The sequence below is a fragment of the Kitasatospora sp. NPDC058048 genome, assembly GCF_042885555.1.
Classification (GTDB): Bacteria; Actinomycetota; Actinomycetes; order Streptomycetales; family Streptomycetaceae; genus Kitasatospora; species Kitasatospora lactacystinica.
Map to the genome: position 1 here is coordinate 1 of NZ_JBHVRT010000055.1, position 16,507 is coordinate 16,507.

Annotated in this window: 12 protein-coding genes; 6 read left to right on the forward strand and 6 right to left on the reverse strand. The window is 71.0% G+C overall.

Annotated features, from left to right (window positions below; translation table 11 throughout):
- Nucleotides 1-240: 240 nt before the first annotated feature.
- From ACFVVA_RS37740 to ACFVVA_RS37755, 4 genes are all read right to left on the reverse strand, one after another.
- The gene (locus ACFVVA_RS37740; RefSeq protein ID WP_387695227.1) at nucleotides 241-2,481 is read right to left on the reverse strand and encodes an RICIN domain-containing protein; all 2,241 of its coding nucleotides are present in this window, start codon (nucleotides 2,479-2,481) and stop codon (nucleotides 241-243) included.
- A gap of 307 nt (nucleotides 2,482-2,788) precedes the next feature.
- Entirely contained in the window at nucleotides 2,789-4,990 is a 2,202-nt protein-coding gene (locus ACFVVA_RS37745; protein WP_387695271.1) for a M4 family metallopeptidase, read from the reverse strand.
- 393 nt (nucleotides 4,991-5,383) lie between these two features.
- Nucleotides 5,384-6,217 carry a hypothetical protein gene (locus ACFVVA_RS37750; RefSeq protein WP_387695228.1) on the reverse strand — a complete coding sequence of 278 codons (834 nt, stop codon included), beginning with the start codon at nucleotides 6,215-6,217 and terminating at the stop codon, nucleotides 5,384-5,386.
- Nucleotides 6,210-6,722, reverse strand: a complete 513-nt coding sequence (locus ACFVVA_RS37755; RefSeq protein WP_387695229.1) for a SigE family RNA polymerase sigma factor — start codon at nucleotides 6,720-6,722, stop codon at nucleotides 6,210-6,212. The genes ACFVVA_RS37750 and ACFVVA_RS37755 overlap by 8 nt, the downstream gene beginning before the upstream one ends.
- 252 nt (nucleotides 6,723-6,974) lie before the next feature.
- On the opposite strand from ACFVVA_RS37755, the gene ACFVVA_RS37760 reads away from it, so the two are divergent.
- The 6 genes from ACFVVA_RS37760 (at nucleotide 6,975) to ACFVVA_RS37785 (ending at nucleotide 13,439) form a co-directional block, all read left to right on the forward strand.
- Nucleotides 6,975-7,769, forward strand: coding sequence for a hypothetical protein (locus tag ACFVVA_RS37760; protein WP_387695230.1), 795 nt, complete (start codon nucleotides 6,975-6,977; stop codon nucleotides 7,767-7,769).
- Nucleotides 7,770-8,195: 426 nt separating this feature from the next.
- Nucleotides 8,196-9,686: an APC family permease gene (locus tag ACFVVA_RS37765; protein WP_387695231.1), complete on the forward strand. Its 1,491-nt coding sequence runs from the start codon at nucleotides 8,196-8,198 to the stop codon at nucleotides 9,684-9,686.
- A complete protein-coding gene (locus ACFVVA_RS37770) occupies nucleotides 9,683-10,120 on the forward strand; it encodes a hypothetical protein (protein ID WP_387695232.1) in 438 nt (145 codons plus the stop codon). Before ACFVVA_RS37765 ends, ACFVVA_RS37770 begins: the two co-directional genes overlap by 4 nt.
- Nucleotides 10,113-11,531, forward strand: a complete 1,419-nt coding sequence (locus tag ACFVVA_RS37775) for a dipeptidase (protein ID WP_387695233.1) — start codon at nucleotides 10,113-10,115, stop codon at nucleotides 11,529-11,531. The genes ACFVVA_RS37770 and ACFVVA_RS37775 overlap by 8 nt, the downstream gene beginning before the upstream one ends.
- A gap of 2 nt (nucleotides 11,532-11,533) precedes the next feature.
- The gene (locus tag ACFVVA_RS37780) at nucleotides 11,534-11,725 is read left to right on the forward strand and encodes a hypothetical protein (RefSeq protein ID WP_387695234.1); all 192 of its coding nucleotides are present in this window, start codon (nucleotides 11,534-11,536) and stop codon (nucleotides 11,723-11,725) included.
- Nucleotides 11,726-11,921: 196 nt separating this feature from the next.
- Entirely contained in the window at nucleotides 11,922-13,439 is a 1,518-nt protein-coding gene (locus ACFVVA_RS37785) for an FAD-dependent monooxygenase (RefSeq protein WP_387695235.1), read from the forward strand.
- A 269-nt stretch (nucleotides 13,440-13,708) separates the two neighbouring features.
- Here the strand turns inward: ACFVVA_RS37785 and ACFVVA_RS37790 are convergent, their stop codons facing one another.
- Nucleotides 13,709-14,398: a hypothetical protein gene (locus ACFVVA_RS37790; protein WP_387695236.1), complete on the reverse strand. Its 690-nt coding sequence runs from the start codon at nucleotides 14,396-14,398 to the stop codon at nucleotides 13,709-13,711.
- Nucleotides 14,399-14,558: 160 nt separating this feature from the next.
- Entirely contained in the window at nucleotides 14,559-16,319 is a 1,761-nt protein-coding gene (locus ACFVVA_RS37795; protein ID WP_387695272.1) for a DUF4157 domain-containing protein, read from the reverse strand.
- Between the last annotated feature and the right edge of the window lie 188 nt (nucleotides 16,320-16,507).

A 16,507-nucleotide genomic window follows, 5' to 3' on the forward strand; every position in this document is an offset into this window, starting at 1 on the left:
CGGGCGGGTGCGCATGGCGGGTGTCCCTCGGGGCGGTGTGGGAGGACGGGTACGGGAAACGGGGGCGGCGCGGGGCGCGGCCGCCCCGGCACGGGTGGCCGCGCCCGGCGCGCGGGTCGCCCGGCGCGCGGGTCGGGCGACGTACGGGACCGTGGCACCGGGCTGCCGGGCTGCCGGGCTGCCGGGCTGCCGGGCCACGATCCTCGGGCGCGCGGCCCGCGGTCGGTCGGAGGTGCCTGCTTACGTGGTCTTCAGGAGCGACCAGTTCTGCTGCGGCCGGCCGTTCGCCTGCTGCAGCTCCAGCAGGCAACCGCCGTAGTACCAGCGAGTGCTGAGCCCCAGCACGAGCGAGCCGCCGTCCGCGGTGACGGTGAACCCGCCCTCGACGGCGTTGAGCTGCCACTTCTGCGCGGCCGTGTCGGAGCACGGCTGCTGGGCGACGTACTGACCGGCCACCGGGGCGCCGCCGAGCTGCAGGCACTTGCCGGAGCGCGCGGACTTGATCCGCACCGCGCCCTTCCCGGCGTCCTCGAACTGCCACTTCTGGTTGGCGTAGCCGGTGCGCTGGTAGGCGATGGCCACGGTCCCGTCGTTCATCGAGCTGCCCCACAGGTCGGCGGCCTGCCCGGTCAGTCCGTTGACCATCGTGTAGCGCGTGCCCGGCTGCGGGCGGCCGGTGTCGGTGACCGTGCGGAAGGTGGCGGTGCGACCGGGCTTGCCGACCGCTCCGGCGGCGTCGCGGACGGCCACGGCCACGGTGTACGAGGTGCCGGGGGCGAGGCGGACCACGCCGACCACCGTCGAGCGGACGGTGCCGATCGCCTGGCCGTTCAGCAGCACGTCGTAGCCGGCCGCGGCGGGTACGGCGGTCCAGCTGAGCACGGCGGAGTTCTGGGTGACCTGGCTGACGGCCACCGCGGGGCCGGTGTTGCCCGCCGTGGGGGTCGCGGTCGGAGTGGGGGTCGCAGTCGGTGTCGCGGTCGGGGTCGCGGTCGGCGACGGGGAGCCGGTCGGCGTGGGGGTGGTGCTGCCGGTGGGCGTCGGGGACGGCGAGGGCGTGCGGGTCGGCGTGCCGGTCGGAGTCGGGGTGGGCGTCGGAGTAGGCGTCGGGGTGGGGCCGCTGCCGCCACCGGCGACGAGGAAGCGGTTGTTGGCGACGTTCCAGTGCGTGGTGAGGTAACTGCCCGGCGACGGTGAGGTGTTGTAGTAGTCGTCGTGGTTGCAGTCGAGCCGGTCGTCATGGGCGCGGTCCGGGCAGACGGTCCGCATCTGCGGGTAGTCGGGGGCGTCCGAGTAGCACATCACGTCCCACTCGTCGACACAGTGCCCGGCCTTGCTGGAGTTGGGCGCGCTGTTGTTCACCGCGCCCAGGTTGTGGCCGAGTTCATGGGCGGCGGTGCTGCCGCCCCAGCACCCGGAGTCGGTCCGGCCGTACGAGGGACCGAAGTTGCTCAGGTTGTCCTGGCCGGGGCGCTCGTCGCCGGCGAAGGTGCCGATCCCGCAGTACACCTTGGCGTCGGTGAACATCATGTACTTGCGGTCCTTGCGGTTGAACCCCTGCGCGGTGAGGGCCCGGTTGCTCGCGTTGAAGTCCTGGATCTCGGCGTCGGAGATCTGCACGTTCAGCACCGAGGCGCTGCAGTCGGACTCGGTGACGAAGCGGACGTGCCGTTCGCCGCCGGTCTCCGCGGCGCTGGCGTTGTAGATGACGTCGACGTCGGCGGCCCACTTCTTGAACGAGCCGAGGTACTGGGCGAAGCGGTCGTTGCCCGGGCTGTGGACGTACACCACCTGGACGCGGTTGCCGCTGCTGCCATCGCCCTCGCAGACCAGCTTCGACCCGGCGGGCGCGTCCGCTCCGGCCGGGGCGGCGTCCGCGGCGGTGCCGGCGCCGCCGAGCAGTGCCTTCTGCGTGGCGTCCAGGACGGGCGCGGAGCCCTTCAGCAGGTCGGCGGCGGCGGGTACCTGGGCTCCGGCCGCGGCGGTGAGCGCGGGCGTCCGAGCGACCGGGGCCGCGACCGGCGGGACGTCCTGGCGGATGTCCACGCCCTTGGGCGGCACGTCCGGGCCGTGGCTGCACTGGGTGCTGCCGGTGACCTCCAGCGTGCCACCGCAGCGGTCGCTGCCCGGCAGGCTCAATCCGGCGTAGACCAGGCCGCGTTCGGGCTCGTCCTTGGGTATCGCCTTGAGCGGCGCGGCCTTCTGGTCCCGCTTCGGGGCGGGCGCCTGGGTGGCCCCCTCGGCGGTGCCGGTCTCCCCCGGTCCGCCGTCGTAGCCGACCAGCCCGGCCTGCGTCCCCGAACCGTCGACCCCGTCGGCCGCGGCCGTGACGGCGCCGTTCAGGGCCGCCGGCTCCAGCGCGGTGCGGATGCCGAGCGTTCCCGCCAGCAGCCCTGCCGCCACCGCCGCGGCGACCAGGGCGCTCCTGCGGGTGAGCCTGCGGCGCTTGCGCCGGCGAAGCTCGGTGCTCCGGTGTCCCATCGCGTTCCTTTCCTCGTGCGATGACCCGGACCCTGTGGTGTGGGGGTCCGGGCCTTCCGACACTCCGGAGAGCACGAGGGACGACCGGCGATAACAGAAACATCTTGCGAAAATATTCAGCGCGTTCGAACCGTGGGCGGCGGCGGAGCCGGTTCCGGCCGGGGTGGTCCGGAGCCCGGCGACGGCCCGTGCCGCACGGCCAAGAGGTGATCCGGTCGGCGAAGTCAGTGCCTTCGCCGACCGGATCACCTCAGAGCTCAGCGCTCAGTGCCCGGTGCTCAGTGCCCGGTGCTCGGTACGGACACGGTCAGAAGATGAGCTTCCAACCGTCGATGCGGCCCGAGTCGGTGCGGTACATGTCCTGCACCCGGAGCCGCCAGGTGCCGTTGGCGAGCTGGGCGGAGGCGTCGACCGTGTAGGTCTCGATGACGTTGTCGCCCGAGTCGCCGACGTTGCTCTTCTTCAGCGAGTACACCGTGCCGTCCGGGCCGACCAGGTCGACGACCAGGTCACCGCGCCAGGTGTGCTTGATGTCCACGCCCACCTTGAGGTCGCTCGGCGCCTGGCCCGGGATCCGGTCGATGACGATGTCCGAGAAGATCGCAGGGCCCCCGTCCGGAATCTGCACAGGGGTGGTGTTCGCGAAGATGCCCCGGGAGACCTTCCAGGTGAACGTCGTCGCGAGGCTGCTGTGGTGGGAGGCCTTGGCGGTGACGGTGACCGTGTAGGTGCCGGTGAGGGCCGGGACGCCGGTGACGCGGCCGGTGACCGGGTGGAGCGTCAGGCCCTCGGGGAGGCCGGTCGCGTGGTAGGTGACGATGCCGGGGTTGAAGTTGGCGGCCTTGATCTGGAGATCGGCGGGGGCGCCGATCGCGGTGATCTGGCTGGCGACGGGGTCCAGCAGGAGGCCGTCGACGACGCGCGGGCCGACGTTGATGGCCGCCCAGGCGTTGGCGGTGTTCATGTAGGTCGCGCTGGTCGGCCCGTACAGGTCGGCGGCGGCCTGCAGGGTGGCGGTGCGGGCCGCCGCGTAGTTGGTCGACGAGGTCATGTAGGTGGTCAGCGCCCGGTACCAGATCTTGGCGGCCGCGTCCCGGCCGATGCCGGTCACCGGCAGGCCGTCGGAGGTCGGGGAGTCGTAGGCCACGCCGTTGACGGTCTTGCTGCCGCTGCCCTCGGAGGCCAGGTAGAACCAGTGGTTGGCCGGGCCGGAGGAGTAGTGCACGTCGATGGAGCCGAGGTCGGACGACCAGGAGTCCCTGGAGCGACCGTCCTTGGAGGGCTTGTCCATGTAGCGCAGCGGGCTGCCGTTGCCCCTGATGTCGATCTTCTCGCCGACCAGGTAGTCGCCCTTGTCCTCCGGGTTGTCGGCCCAGAACTCGATGGCGGCGGCCATGATGTCCGAGGTGGCCTCGTTCAGGCCGCCGGACTCGCCGCTGTAGACCAGGTTCGCGGTGGCGGAGGTGACGCCGTGGGTCATCTCGTGGGCGCCGACGTCGATGGAGGTCAGCGGCTTGACGTTGCCCGCGCCGTCGCCGTAGGTCATGCAGAAGCAGCTGTCGGACCAGAACGCGTTGACGTAGTTGTTGCCGTAGTGGACCCGGGTGTAGGCGCCGACGCCGTCGTCCTTGATGCCGTTGCGGCCGTGGACGTTCTTGTAGTAGTCCCAGGTGAGTTGGGCGCCGTAGGCGGCGTCCACGGCGGCGGTCTGCCGGTTGGAGACGGTGCCGTCGCCCCAGGTGTCGGTCGGATTGGTGAACAGCTTCCTGGTGGAGCTGGTGCCGTTCAGGTCGTAGGTGCTGTGGCCGCCGCGGGTGTTGTCGGTCAGCGCGAAGCCGCCGCCGGCCGCAGCCGAGGTGCCGATGGTGACCTGGCCCGAGTACTTGCTGTTGCCGACGCCGGTCTCGATGCCCTGGTACTCGAAGATCTTCTTGCCGGAGTTGGCGTCGGTGATGACGTGCAGCTCGGACGGCGTGCCGTCCTCCTGCGTGCCGGTGACCACCGTCTCCCACGCGAGGCGCGGGGTGCCGGACGCGGCCCAGACCACCTTGCGGGCGCTGTCGGCCGCCGGCTCCGCGACCTTCGCGCTGCCGGCGCTGTCGAGCGCGAGGCCCTTCGCCGCCTCGGCGCTCTCCTTGGCGGTGGTGTCGACGGCGATGTCCGCCTCGGTGGCCTTGGTGACGCCCTTCGTGGAGCCGTCCGAGGCGGTGTGGACGACCAGGTCGCCGCCGAGCACCGGCAGTCCGTCGAAGGTCCGCTCGTAGCGGGTGTGCACGCTGCCGTCGGCGTCCTTGGTGACGCCCCTGGCGACCAGCGCCTCCTTCGACCCCAGCTTCAGCGACCTGGCGGTCTCCGCCAGCGACGCGTCCGCCGAGGCCAGCAACTCACCGCGCTGCTCCGGCGACAGCTGCACCGGCAGCGCGCCGGCAGCGGCCCGGACCTCGGCGGGGGCCTGGGCGGGGGTCTCGTCGGCGATGGCGACACCGGATGTCAGAGCAGCCACGATCATCGCGGCGCCGACTGTCAACGCGCCCGCGCCGGTGGTCTTTCGGGAGGATCGATTCACACTGAACTCCTTCTGCGACGACCGCGTGGGTGCGGCCGGAGTCAGCCGGGAGGGCAGGGATGGTGCCGCCCGGTAGAGCTGGTGGTTCGAGTGGGGGACAACCTCCACGTGATCACCGCAGCGGGTGGTGCGCGTGCGACTGCAAGGGCCGCTGCAGCGATGGGACGGTACAGTGCCATCTTTGTTGGAAACACGTCACCCGTGCGGCGACAAGTTGGCCGGAATGCTTCGTCATAGACGTAATGTCGAGGTAATACACCGTCAGAAGGCGGGTAATGCGGGGGAAAACAGACCCCAGCCGGCGACGGCCCCACCACCGGGCGTCCGGTGTGACGCCTACCGGAGGGCGCTCTTGACGGTGGGCTGGGTCTTCTGGTTGTAGATCTCCTTGCCGTCCGCGTTGTAGGCGTGGACGTAGGGGGCCGGGGGGAAGGAGTTTCCGTCGGGGTCGGTGGAGACGGCCGCGGTGTAGGCGAACGCGCCGCCGGCCATGACGGCCGGGTACTGGGTCGGGTCGTCGCCGTAGCTGATGGTGACCTTGGCGACGTCGGGTGTGTAGTGTCCGGCGCCCAGCGAGAGGAACTGCCCGGCGCCGGTCGGCGTGCTGAAGCTGTCGAAGAACGAGATCAGGTGACCGGTGCCCCACAGGCGGTCGTTGATGAACGTCGCCGGGGAGGACATGCTGTTGCCCTGGAGGCCCTTCGACTCGCACTGCACGTACTGGCCGGCGGAGTTGACGGCGACGACCACGCCGTCGGTGTCCGGCGAGGCGACGGGAGCGCGGACCGCGATCACCGCGTGGTACTGCGACGCGTCGGAGCCCAGACAGGAGGCCAGGATCTCCGCGACGGCCCCGGCCTCGATCGGGGCCGTCGTCGTGCTGGTGACCGTGAAAGCCGCCGGAGGGTGGGGGGAAGCCGGCACGGAAGGGGTCTCTGTGGCAACTGCTCCTTGCTGCGGTCCCGGTGAGTGCGGCACGGACGGGAGAGCCAGGCACAGGGTTGCCGCGGCGCAGGCAGCGGTCGCGCCCAGGGCGCGTCGGAGGTGGCGGCGGTGGCGGCGCCGGTCGGCGCGTCGGCGGATCTCCGCAGCGGGCAGGGCCGGTGCGGGCATCTGCGTGCCGAGCAGCCGCAGCCGGTCGGCGAGGGTGTCGTGGACGGGGTCAGACACGGAGCTTCCCTTCCTCGCTGGTCGGGGTCTGGTCGGCGAGTCTGGCCGCGAGCGCGGCCCGGCCGCGGGCGAGGCGGCTCTTGACGGCGCTCACGCCGGCGCCGGTCTCGACCGCGACCTGCTCGACGGAGAGATCGCACATGTGGTGCAGGACCAGGGCGATCCGCTGCGCCTCGGGCAGGTCGCGGAGCGCGGCGACCAGCATCAGGTGCTCCTCGGTGGGCGGCTCGACGGTGGCTGGTTCCTGGCGGTGGTGGCGTCCGGCCAAGTGCAGGCCCCGGGCCAGACGTCGCCAGCGGGAGAGGGCCAGCCGCCGGGCCGTGGTCCGGATCCATGCCTCCGGGGCGTTGCCCGGGTCGAAGGTGCGCCGTCGGTCCCACGCGCGGATGAACGCCTCCTGGACCACGTCCTGTGCTTCGGACCAGTTGCCGGTGATCGCGTAGAGCTGCCCGGTCAGGCGGGAGAAGGACGCCGCGTAGAACGCGTCGAACTCCTGTGGCGTCATCAAGGGCCTCTCTTCCGGGGCTGTCCGTCGGCTCGCGGCACAGGCGGCGCGCGAGGAAGCACTCCTCGGCCGCGGCGGCGGATCCGTGCGTCCTGGGCTGAGCCTCCCGCCCTGTACGCACGAGCCCCGCCCCGGCGTTGCGCCCACGACCTATGACCTGGATCACGTGCGCGGGGTGCGACCTGCCGGGCGTCGGGAGGCGTACAGGGGTGCTGGCATCAACCGGACGCCCGCAGGAAAGGACACGGATTCATGCGCATCCGCCCGATCATGCTCATCGCCGCCACCGTCACCGCCGCAGCCATCGCGACCGCAGGGGGAATGGCCACCGCCGCGACCGGCACCTCCACGCCCACCGCCACCCCCACGGCCCACGACAAGCCCTCCGGTGCGCCCACCGCCACGGCCTCCGACGCCGGCTCGGCCGGCGCCTCGGTGGCCCCCGGCAGCGGCTCGGCCGTCACCGGTGCGACTGCCGCCCCGGCGGCTTTCACCGTCACCAGCACGACGACGACCCCGATCGAGGCCGGGGCCGTCGCGGAGATCCTGGCCTCCTGCCTGGGCTCCGACGCGTCGCAGTACCACGCGGTGATCGCGGTCCGCGCTCCCGTCGCCTCGCCGGACACCGACGGCGTGGTCGTCGCCGTCAACTCCGCCGGCCAGTACGTGCAGTGCGAGTCGAAGGGCCTCCAGGGCAACAGCATGTCCTCCCCGGCGACGTTCATCAACGACCGCCTGTGGGGCACCGGTCACCTGATCTCGTTCTTCGACAGCTTCAGCACGCCGACCGGCGCCGGGCAGTTCCTCTCGCTGGGCGCCGGACACTACACGCCCGACGTCGCCAAGGTCACCATCAGCTACGGCGACGACCCGACCCAGTACCCGGCCGTCATGGCCGGCGGCGCGTTCGCCTACACCGCGGCCGTCTCCACCAACCCCAACGCGAACACCTTCCCCCCGGCCCCCTACGTCCACGCCTACAACGCGGACGGCAAGGAGATCTACAACCAGAAGACCCAGCCCAACATCAAGGGCACCCCCCAGTAGGCATCACACCAGGGCCCGGTGGTGGGGCGATCAGCCCGGCGGCAGCGCGGGCCGCGAGCGGCTCCGCTCCACCACCCACCGAAATTGCTCAATCCTGCGCCCGGTCCACGGCCCGGCGTCGCCGCGCGGAACCTCGTCCGGATCGTGCGAGTCCTTCGGCTCACCGCCGTCCATCCGGCCGCCTGCTCCTGCTCCTACTGGGCCACCGCTCTCAAAGCGCCTCCCCTACCGGTTTCCCCACTGCCTCGGACGGCGGCGCTCTCGAACGCGTCGCCCCGCCCGTCCGTGTCGTCCGAGAGTGGTCCGGGCTCCTGCGGCGTGCCCGGCGCTTCGGACGGTCCATTCCGGCATGCCGACGGCGTGCATCGTGGCGATCCTTCTGTGTGAGGTGTCAGCTCACAGCCGATCCCAGCGCAGGAGGTTCCGATGAGCAGTTCGGAGGTGCCGGCGGACGATGCCGAGCGATCGAGCAGCGCCCGGGCTGCGGACGCTGCTCGGGCAGCGGCCGGATCGCAGAAGATCACCTGGTTGACGCTGGCGCTGATGACGACCAGCTCCGTCGCGAGCCTGCGTGCCTCGCCCACCATGGCGGTGTACGGCCTCGCCTGTGTCTTCCTGTACCTGGTGCCGGCCATCGTGTTCCTGCTGCCCACCGCGCTGGTGTCGGCCGAGCTGGCCTCCGGCTGGAGCGGCGGTGTCTACAACTGGGTGGCGCAGGGGCTGTCGAAGCCACTGGCCTTCCTCGCCGTCTGGTGCCAGTTCGCCATGACGATCTTCTACTACCCCAGCCTGCTGGCCTTTGTCGCCAGCACGATCTCCTACGTGATCAACCCGGCGCTGGCCAGCAACGGCGTCTACACCGCGATCGTCATCGTGGTGCTGTACTGGACCGGCGTCTGGGTGTCCTCCCGCGGCACGAACGCCGTCGCGGGGCTGGCCTCCGGCGGCCTGATCATCGGCACGCTGATCCCCGGCACGTTGCTGGTCCTGCTGGGGTTCGTCTTCCTCGGCCAGGGCAACGCCTCCGCCGCACCGATGAACGCCTCGCACATCCTCCCCGAGTGGACCGGCATCGCCAGCCTGGTGCTCATCGTGAACAACTTCCTCAGCTACTCCGGCATGGAGATGAACGCGGTCCACGTCAACAAGCTCCGCGACCCGGCCAAGGAGTTCCCGAAGTCGATGTTCCTGGCCATGGGCATGGTGCTGCTGATCTTCATCCTGCCGGCCCTGGCCATCAGTTGGGTCATCCCGGCCGACCAACTCAGCCTCACCGCCGGAGTCATGCAGGCCTTTGACGCCTTCTTCCAGTACTTCCACATCGGCTGGCTGGTCCCGATCGTCGCGTTCGCGCTCTGCGCCGCCTCGCTCGGCGGAATGCTCACCTGGCTGGCCGGCCCCTCCAAGGGCCTGCTGCTGATCTCCCGCCAGGAGGGCTACCTCCCGCCCTACCTGCAGAAGCTCAACAAGCACGGCATCCAGCAGAACATCCTGGTCACCCAGGGCCTGCTCACCACGGTGATCGCCCTGCTGTACGCACTGATCCCGAACGTGTCCAGTGTCTACTGGATCTTCTCGGTGATCACCACCCAGGTCTACCTGATCATGTATCTGCTGATGTTCCTGGCCGCCATCCAACTGCGCCGCAAGCTGCCGGACCATCCCCGCGGGTACCGTGCGCCGGTGCTCACCACGCTCTGCGTGGTCGGTTTCGTCGCCTCCGCGCTGGCCATGGTGATCGGCTTCATCCCGTCCTCCCAGTTCAGCGGCGGCAGCGGCTGGTCGTACGTCGCCATCGTCGGCGGCGGCCTGCTGCTCCTCGGAGTGGTCATCCCCTTCGGCTTCCTGAAGGCACGCAAACCCGGTTGGCGCCAGCCCGACGCGGACGCCGTTCCCGTGGACGGAGGCACCGCGTGAGCCCCACCCTGATGCGGTCCCAGCACCGCTGGATCTACATCGGCGCGATCGTGGTGCTGGTCGCCATGATGATCATCGGACTGTTCACGTACACCCAGCAGCGGGCCACCAACGAGGCGCACCGGAAAGCCAACCAGCTGAACGACGCCCTCGTCGCCCAGGGCTTCCCTCCCCAGAATGTCGAGAACCTCGCCCTCACCCTCGGCACCGGCGGAGGCACCGTCTGCGACGACCCCAACTCGGCACTCAAACGCGCCCTCTGGCTGGTCCAGCTCTCCAATGGAGCAGGCGGCCCCGGACAGCGCCCGATCATCGCCGACCAGCGGATCCTCGAGGCCGGCGCCGAGGTGATCAAGGTGTACTGCCCGGACAGGCTGGACGACTACCAGAAGAAGATCAACAGCCTCAAGACCGCGGACGTGATCAATGACTGAGCCCGGACCGGCGAACGACCCGATCGACGACCTCGCCGACCGGGTGGCCGCACTCATGCCCCGGGCGAAGGCCGACCTCGCCGAGCTGGTCCGGATCCCCTCGGTCGCGGACGCCCGCCAGTTCCCGCCCGAGCACTGCCTGCGCGCCGCCGAATGGGTCGCCGCGGCCTTCGCCGAGGCAGGACTGGAGGACGTCAGGCTCGCGGCGACCCCGGACGGCAGCCACGCGGTGCTCGGCCACCGGCCGGCCCCGCCCGGAGCCCCCACCGTGCTGCTCTACAGCCACTACGACGTGCAGCCGCCCCTCGACGACTCCGCCTGGCAGTCCCCTCCGTTCGAGCTCACCGAGCGCGACGGCCGCTGGTACGGGCGCGGCACGGCCGACTGCAAGGGCAACATCGTCATGCACCTCACGGCTCTGCGCGCACTGGGCGACGACATCCCGGTGGGCCTGAAGCTGGTGGTCGAAGGCTCCGAGGAGCAGGGCACCGGCGGGCTGGAGGCCTACGTCCCCGACCACGCCGACGAGTTGCGGGCGGACGCGCTGCTCATCTGCGACACCGGCAACGCGGCCGTGGGAATCCCCACCGCGACGACCGTGCTGCGCGGCCTGGCCAACGTCGTCGTGACCGTCTCCACGCTGGCCGGGGACCTGCACTCCGGCATGTTCGGCGGCCCCGCCCCGGACGCCCTGGCCGCGCTGATCCGCATGCTGGACTCCCTGCGCGACACCGACGGCACCACCCGTGTCAACGGCCTGGACAACGACGGCATCTGGCCGGGGATCGGCTACGACGAGCAACAGTTCCGCGCGGACGCCGGGGTGCTGGACGGGGTCGGGCTGCTCGGCTCCGGAAGCGTCGCGGACCGGCTGTGGGCGCGCCCGGCCGTCACCGTCCTCGGCATCGACTGCCCGCCGGTGGTCGGCTCCGCCGCCGCCGTCCCCGCCACGGCCAGGGCCCGGGTCAGCCTGCGTGTGCCGCCCGGCACGGACGCCGCTGCCGCGGCCGACGCGCTGGCCGCTCACCTCCGGGCAGCGGCACCGTGGGGTGCGAGGGTCGAGGTGGAACGGGAGGGCACCGGCTCGGCGTTCCGTGCCTCCACGGACGGCCCGGCTTACGCCGCTCTCGACCGTGCGGTGCGGGACGCCTACGGCAAACCGGTCTCCTTCCTCGGCCAGGGCGGCTCGATCCCGCTGTGCAACGTCCTCGCCGGCACATTCCCCGACGCTGAACTGATCCTGATGGGCGTCGAGGAGCCCCGCTGCCTGATCCACGCGCCGAACGAGAGTGTCGAACCGTCGGAAATCGAGCGGATGGCCCACGCCGAAGCGCTCTTCCTGCGCTATTACGCTGCCGACCACGGCCAGCCTTCGGACGGCGCCGCGTCTTCCTCGGCGGACTACTGCTGATCGTGGCCTCCTGCGTGCTGATCGCGCTCGTCGACAGCACCGGCCGGCAAGGACTGTTCTGGATCGACGCGGGCATCGCCGCCGCCTGCGTGCCACCGATCCTGCGCATCAGCCCGGACATCCGGCGGGTCCTCAGCCGCGCCCCTCGGCCCTTCGCCGAGTGGGCCGCCCGCAAGGCCGCCGCGTTCCGCTGAGACCGGGCCCCGCCGCGCGAACCCCGGGACCTGGCACGGACCGGGGGCGCGGGGAGGGCGGCGTGCCCGGAGGCTGCCGGTCGGGTGTCAGCGGCCTGCCGGTGATGCGCCGGTCGGATGCAGGTGGGCTCTGGGACCTTCGAGAGGTCCCGCCGGGTACCGATCCGGCCGTGGACTCAGGGGAAGGGGATCTCTTGTGCATGACGTAGTGATCGTGGGCGCCGGCCCGGTGGGGCTGTTCCTCGCCTGCGAGCTCGGCCTCGCGGGCTGCTCGGTCCTGGTGCTCGAGCGGGAGCCGGAACCCCGCTCGCCGTTCAAGGCGCTGCCGCTCGGCATCCGGGGTCTGTCCTCCGCCTCGGTCCAGGCGTTCTACCGCCGCGGGATGCTGCACCGGCTGCTGAAGGCATCGGGCGTCGGCGATGAGCCCGGCGCGCACCCGGGACCGGACGCGCCGTCGGTTCCTCGTCGCGGTGGCCACTTCGCCGGCATGATGCTCGATCCGGCCAAGATCGACTCCGCGGCCCTGCCGTACCGGCTGCCCGACCCGGCACCGGAGGGCATGCCGACACACGTCGAAGCCATCGAGGCGGTGCTGGCCGAGCGGGCGTCCGAGCTGGGCGTGGACGTCAGGCGCGGCGTCACGGTCTCGGCCATCGCGCACAACGACGGAAGCGTGATCGCGCAGGCGGGCGAACACGCCTACCCGGCGCGCTGGCTGGTCGGCTGCGACGGCGGACGCAGTACCGTACGCCGGCTCGCGGGCTTCGACTTCGTCGGGACCGAGCCGCTGTGCACCGGCTACATCATGCTCGCCACCGTCGCCGACCCCGAGAAGCTGAACCCCGGGTTCCATCTGACGCCCACGGGCATGTACATCCAGCCCGCGGGGGACTACATCGCCATGCTGGACTTCGACGACGGCGCGTTCGACCGCTCGCGGCAGCCGACGCGCGACCATCTCCAGACGGTTCTGCGCCGGGTGTCCGGCACCGACGTGACGCTGAGCGAGGTCCGTCTCGCATCGACCTTCACCGATCGGGCGATGCAGACGACGGCCTACCGGCGCGGACGCGTCCTGCTCGCGGGCGACGCCGCTCACATCCACTCGCCCCTGGGCGGGCAGGGACTCAACGCCGGCATCGGCGATGCCCTGAACCTGGGCTGGAAGCTGGCGGCGGCCGTGCACGGACAGGCGCCGGACGGACTTCTCGACACCTACGGCCGCGAGCGCCATCCGGTGGGGTCGGCGGTGCTCGACTGGTCGCGCGCACAGGTGGCGGCCATGCGGCCGGACCCGCACGGCCAGGCCGTCCAAGGGGTGATTCGCGACCTGATCAAAACCCGGGACGGAACGACCTACGTGTTCGAGCGGATATCGGGATCGTCCATCCGCTACGACCTCGGCAGCGAGCACCCGCTGGTCGGCCGCAGCGCCCCGGACTTCTGCCTGGAGGACGGCATCCGGCTTGGCGACCTGATGCGGGACGGACGGGGCGTCACGCTCGACTTCAGCGCCGACCGATGCCTGCACGGTCCGGCGAGGGGCTGGGAGAGCCGGATGCGGTACGCGGCCGGTCCGGCGAAGGACGACCTCGGATTGGGTGCCGTGCTGGTCCGGCCCGACGGCGTGGTCGCCTGGGCAGGCGATCGCACACCTGATCGTGAAGCGTTCGAGCGGGCCGCAGGCTGCTGGTTCGACGGTCCGGAAAGCTGAAACGGGCGGGCCGCCCGGCACCCGGCGTCGTCCTCGGTTCCGAAGTCCCGGACGACGAAGGCCCGGACGACGAAGGCCCGGACGGCGAAGGCCCGGACGGCGAAGGCCCGATCCTCGACGTCGTGGGACCCCGCCCCATCGGCACGAGTGCCCCGCGACCCGCGCGACACCGTGAGCGTGAGGCCGACGCAGTGTTCACGACGACCCCGGCGGCCCGACGGCCGCCGGGGTCGCTTCACACCGCTTCGTCGCTATCGGGCCCGTCGCTGTCATGAAGCCCGGATCACGTCCCGGACCGGCCGCGGGTAGCCGATCTCGGCGATGTCCTCGGCCAGGTCCACGAGAGTGAGCTCCGAGTTCAGCACTGACACGAGCTTCCGGCTCAGCGGTCGCAAGGCGTAGACGTCGCGCACCGCTTCCAGGTCCACGGGAACCTCGTAGTAGTCCTCGGCGAAGCGCTGGAACGCTTCCGGCGAACGGTCGACCAGGAGCTCGAACAGGCCCGTCGCCCCGTCGGGGTCGGAACACTCGGCAGGGAAGTCGATCACGCCGTGCCGCCACCGGTCGTCCGTCGCCTCCCGCCACAGGCAGGCCGTCACGACGGGAACGTCGTCCTCGTCGGTGAACGCCGGCTCCTCGACGAAGGGCTTGAAGACCTCCGGAACCTCGTCGATCACTCCCGGCCAGGGCTCGCCGTCGTTGCCGTACGGGCTCATCGGTGCTTCGTGGTCGAAGCCACGGACATAGGCCCCGGCCGCCGAGAACACGATGGAGTACTCGTCCCCCGACCCGTTGCGCATCGACGCCATCTCCTCGCCGTCGGCCCAGCCGGCGTTGAAGGAGTAGTACCGGCCTTCCCAGTCCGGGCTCAAGATCGCATCGAGCATCGCCAGTGAGCGGCACAGGTTCCGCAGGTCGGCGATGGAAGGGAGCCGGCGGGCTACGTCATGAACAGTCACGTGCTCATCCAACCGGATGCCCCTGACAGCCAGAAACGGACCCCACGAAGCCGACCGCGAGCATCGTTTTCACCAGCCTCGGCCCGCCCGGCGACCCGTCCCTGACCCCAGCGTGTTCCTCAGCCCACTGCGCGACGGCGGCCCTCGCACCGCGCGGCGGCTACTGGGCGGTGGGCTTCCGGGTCGCCGTGCGGTAGAAGTTGAGCGAGACCGGGCCCTTGCTGCTGGTCGCCTCCGCGCTCTTGCTCGTCATCTTCCGCTTCATGTTGGCGTTGTACCGGCGGTCCTTGACCTTCTCTGCCGGCGCAACCGGGTTGTCGGACTCGAAGAGCTGAGCATGTCCCGAGTCGGCCACGACGAAGGTGTCCCCGTGCATGTTGGCCTGGCTCTCCCCCGCGTCGCCGAAATGCGCCGCCACCAGGATGTGGACACCCTCGTACGGTGCGTTCCAGAGGCTCTCCGCGGCGTTGTCCGAGCATATTTGGAGCCGGATCTGAACGCCCTTCACCGTGGTCTCGAAGTTCTCCTTCCCGATGGCGAAGAAGCCCTGCTCCACCTCCTCCGGCGAACGGTCCGGAGCTCCTCCCTCCCTCGGCGCCTCGAAACGCTTCGTGTAGGTCTTCGGCCCCTGGCCGCCCTGGAAGACACGCGCGTAGTTGTCGAACACGGTCACGTTGCCCGAGCCGTCGAGCGCGGGCCCCTGCTCCCAGACCTCCTCCAGCTCCGCTGCCGACAACTCGGCATACTCGTTGCCGCCGTCCACCTCGTCCTGGATCAGCTCCCGGCCCTTCCGCTGGTCGGCGCGCGCCAGGTCCGATCCCTGCTCGTCGAGGTCGCGCCGGCGGCCGATGGTTCCCGGCACCACCAGGTAGTTGCTGGGCAGACCCGCCAGGCGGTCGGCGAGCCAGTCGTCCACGCCGGCCGCCTTCTCCGCACTCAGGAAGTGGGTGCCCTCGCCGCTGAAGTAGTACTCCGGCGCGGTGAAGATGTACACGTGCTCGGGGTCGTACCGCTTGCTCCATTCGAGGAATGCGGTGTCCATCGCCTCGCCCAGGAGCCGTTTCTTCTCCTCCAGTTCGACGGCCGACCATTCCGCGCCCTTGCCCATCACCTTGTCCGTGGGGGCCTGGACGCCGGCGATGTGGACACCGGTCCTCCCAGCGCCGATCTCCATGTCGTGGGGATCGGACTCCTCGCGCTCCCACGGCTCGGTGCGCTCGCGCGCCGCGTGAGCGAGGGCCTCGGCGGCCTGACGGTCCTCCTCCGACGCGCGCTGCACCGGTACGTCGGCGCGGATGCCTCCGCCGGCCACGCCCTCGGTCCGCGCCGGTGGGAGCACCGACCGCTGCATGACGCGGGTGGCGTTGGCTTCGGCCTCGCGCTCGAAGCGGTCGGAAGGGTCGGAGACCTTCAGTCCGGTGCCGTTGTCGCTTCCGGCGACGGGGCCTTGGCGTTGCTGGATGACGTGGGTGAGTTCGTGGGCGAGGGTGTGCTTGTCGCCTCCGCCGTCGCCGATGACGACATGGTGGCCGGAGGTGTAGGCGCGGGCGCCCACCTCCACTGCCGAGGCCCGCGCGGCCGCGTCCGTATGGACACGGACGTCCGAGAAGTCCGCGCCGAACCGGCCTTCCATCTCGGTGCGGGTGTCATGGTCGAGCGGCCGCCCCGGGGCGCGCAGGACATCCTGGACGGTGGAGCGCTGAACGGCATGCTCGGCCTGCAGGCCGTCGAATTCGTCGCCCGGCCGGGGTCGTCCCCGAGTCCCTGGGTGTCCGGCTCGGTGGAGCATCTGGACGACCGCCGCGTTGCCGACGCTGCGCTGGAGGGCCAGGAGAGGCGGCGCGACCCGGCTTGCCGGCTTGCCGGCCGCTGGACGGCTGTTCTCGGCGTCATTGGTTCGTGTGCTCTGCTGGACGCGCATGCTCTCCCTCTCGCACGGCAGGCGGACATGCTCCTGGATAACAGATGGGCAGAGGCGCCACCAGAGACGTGAAGGCAGCCCGTGCTGCCTGATCGGGCACCACACGATGCCCGTCACGCAGGCACGACCACCGTCCGCCGGGCCGTCACGGCGGCCTGCTTTCGCACCGGCCTTCCTTCCACCGCGAC

Excerpts from the sequence above, each read along its gene's own strand:
- ACFVVA_RS37740 (WP_387695227.1), bottom strand. The coding sequence starts at position 2,481 with ATGGGACACCGGAGCACCGAGCTTCGCCGGCGCAAGCGCCGCAGGCTC.
- ACFVVA_RS37745 (WP_387695271.1), bottom strand. The coding sequence starts at position 4,990 with ATGATCGTGGCTGCTCTGACATCCGGTGTCGCCATCGCCGACGAGACC.
- ACFVVA_RS37755 (WP_387695229.1), bottom strand. The coding sequence starts at position 6,722 with ATGACGCCACAGGAGTTCGACGCGTTCTACGCGGCGTCCTTCTCCCGC.
- ACFVVA_RS37760 (WP_387695230.1), top strand. The coding sequence starts at position 6,975 with ATGCGCATCCGCCCGATCATGCTCATCGCCGCCACCGTCACCGCCGCA.
- ACFVVA_RS37765 (WP_387695231.1), top strand. The coding sequence starts at position 8,196 with ATGAGCAGTTCGGAGGTGCCGGCGGACGATGCCGAGCGATCGAGCAGC.
- ACFVVA_RS37775 (WP_387695233.1), top strand. The coding sequence starts at position 10,113 with ATGACTGAGCCCGGACCGGCGAACGACCCGATCGACGACCTCGCCGAC.
- ACFVVA_RS37795 (WP_387695272.1), bottom strand. The coding sequence starts at position 16,319 with ATGCGCGTCCAGCAGAGCACACGAACCAATGACGCCGAGAACAGCCGT.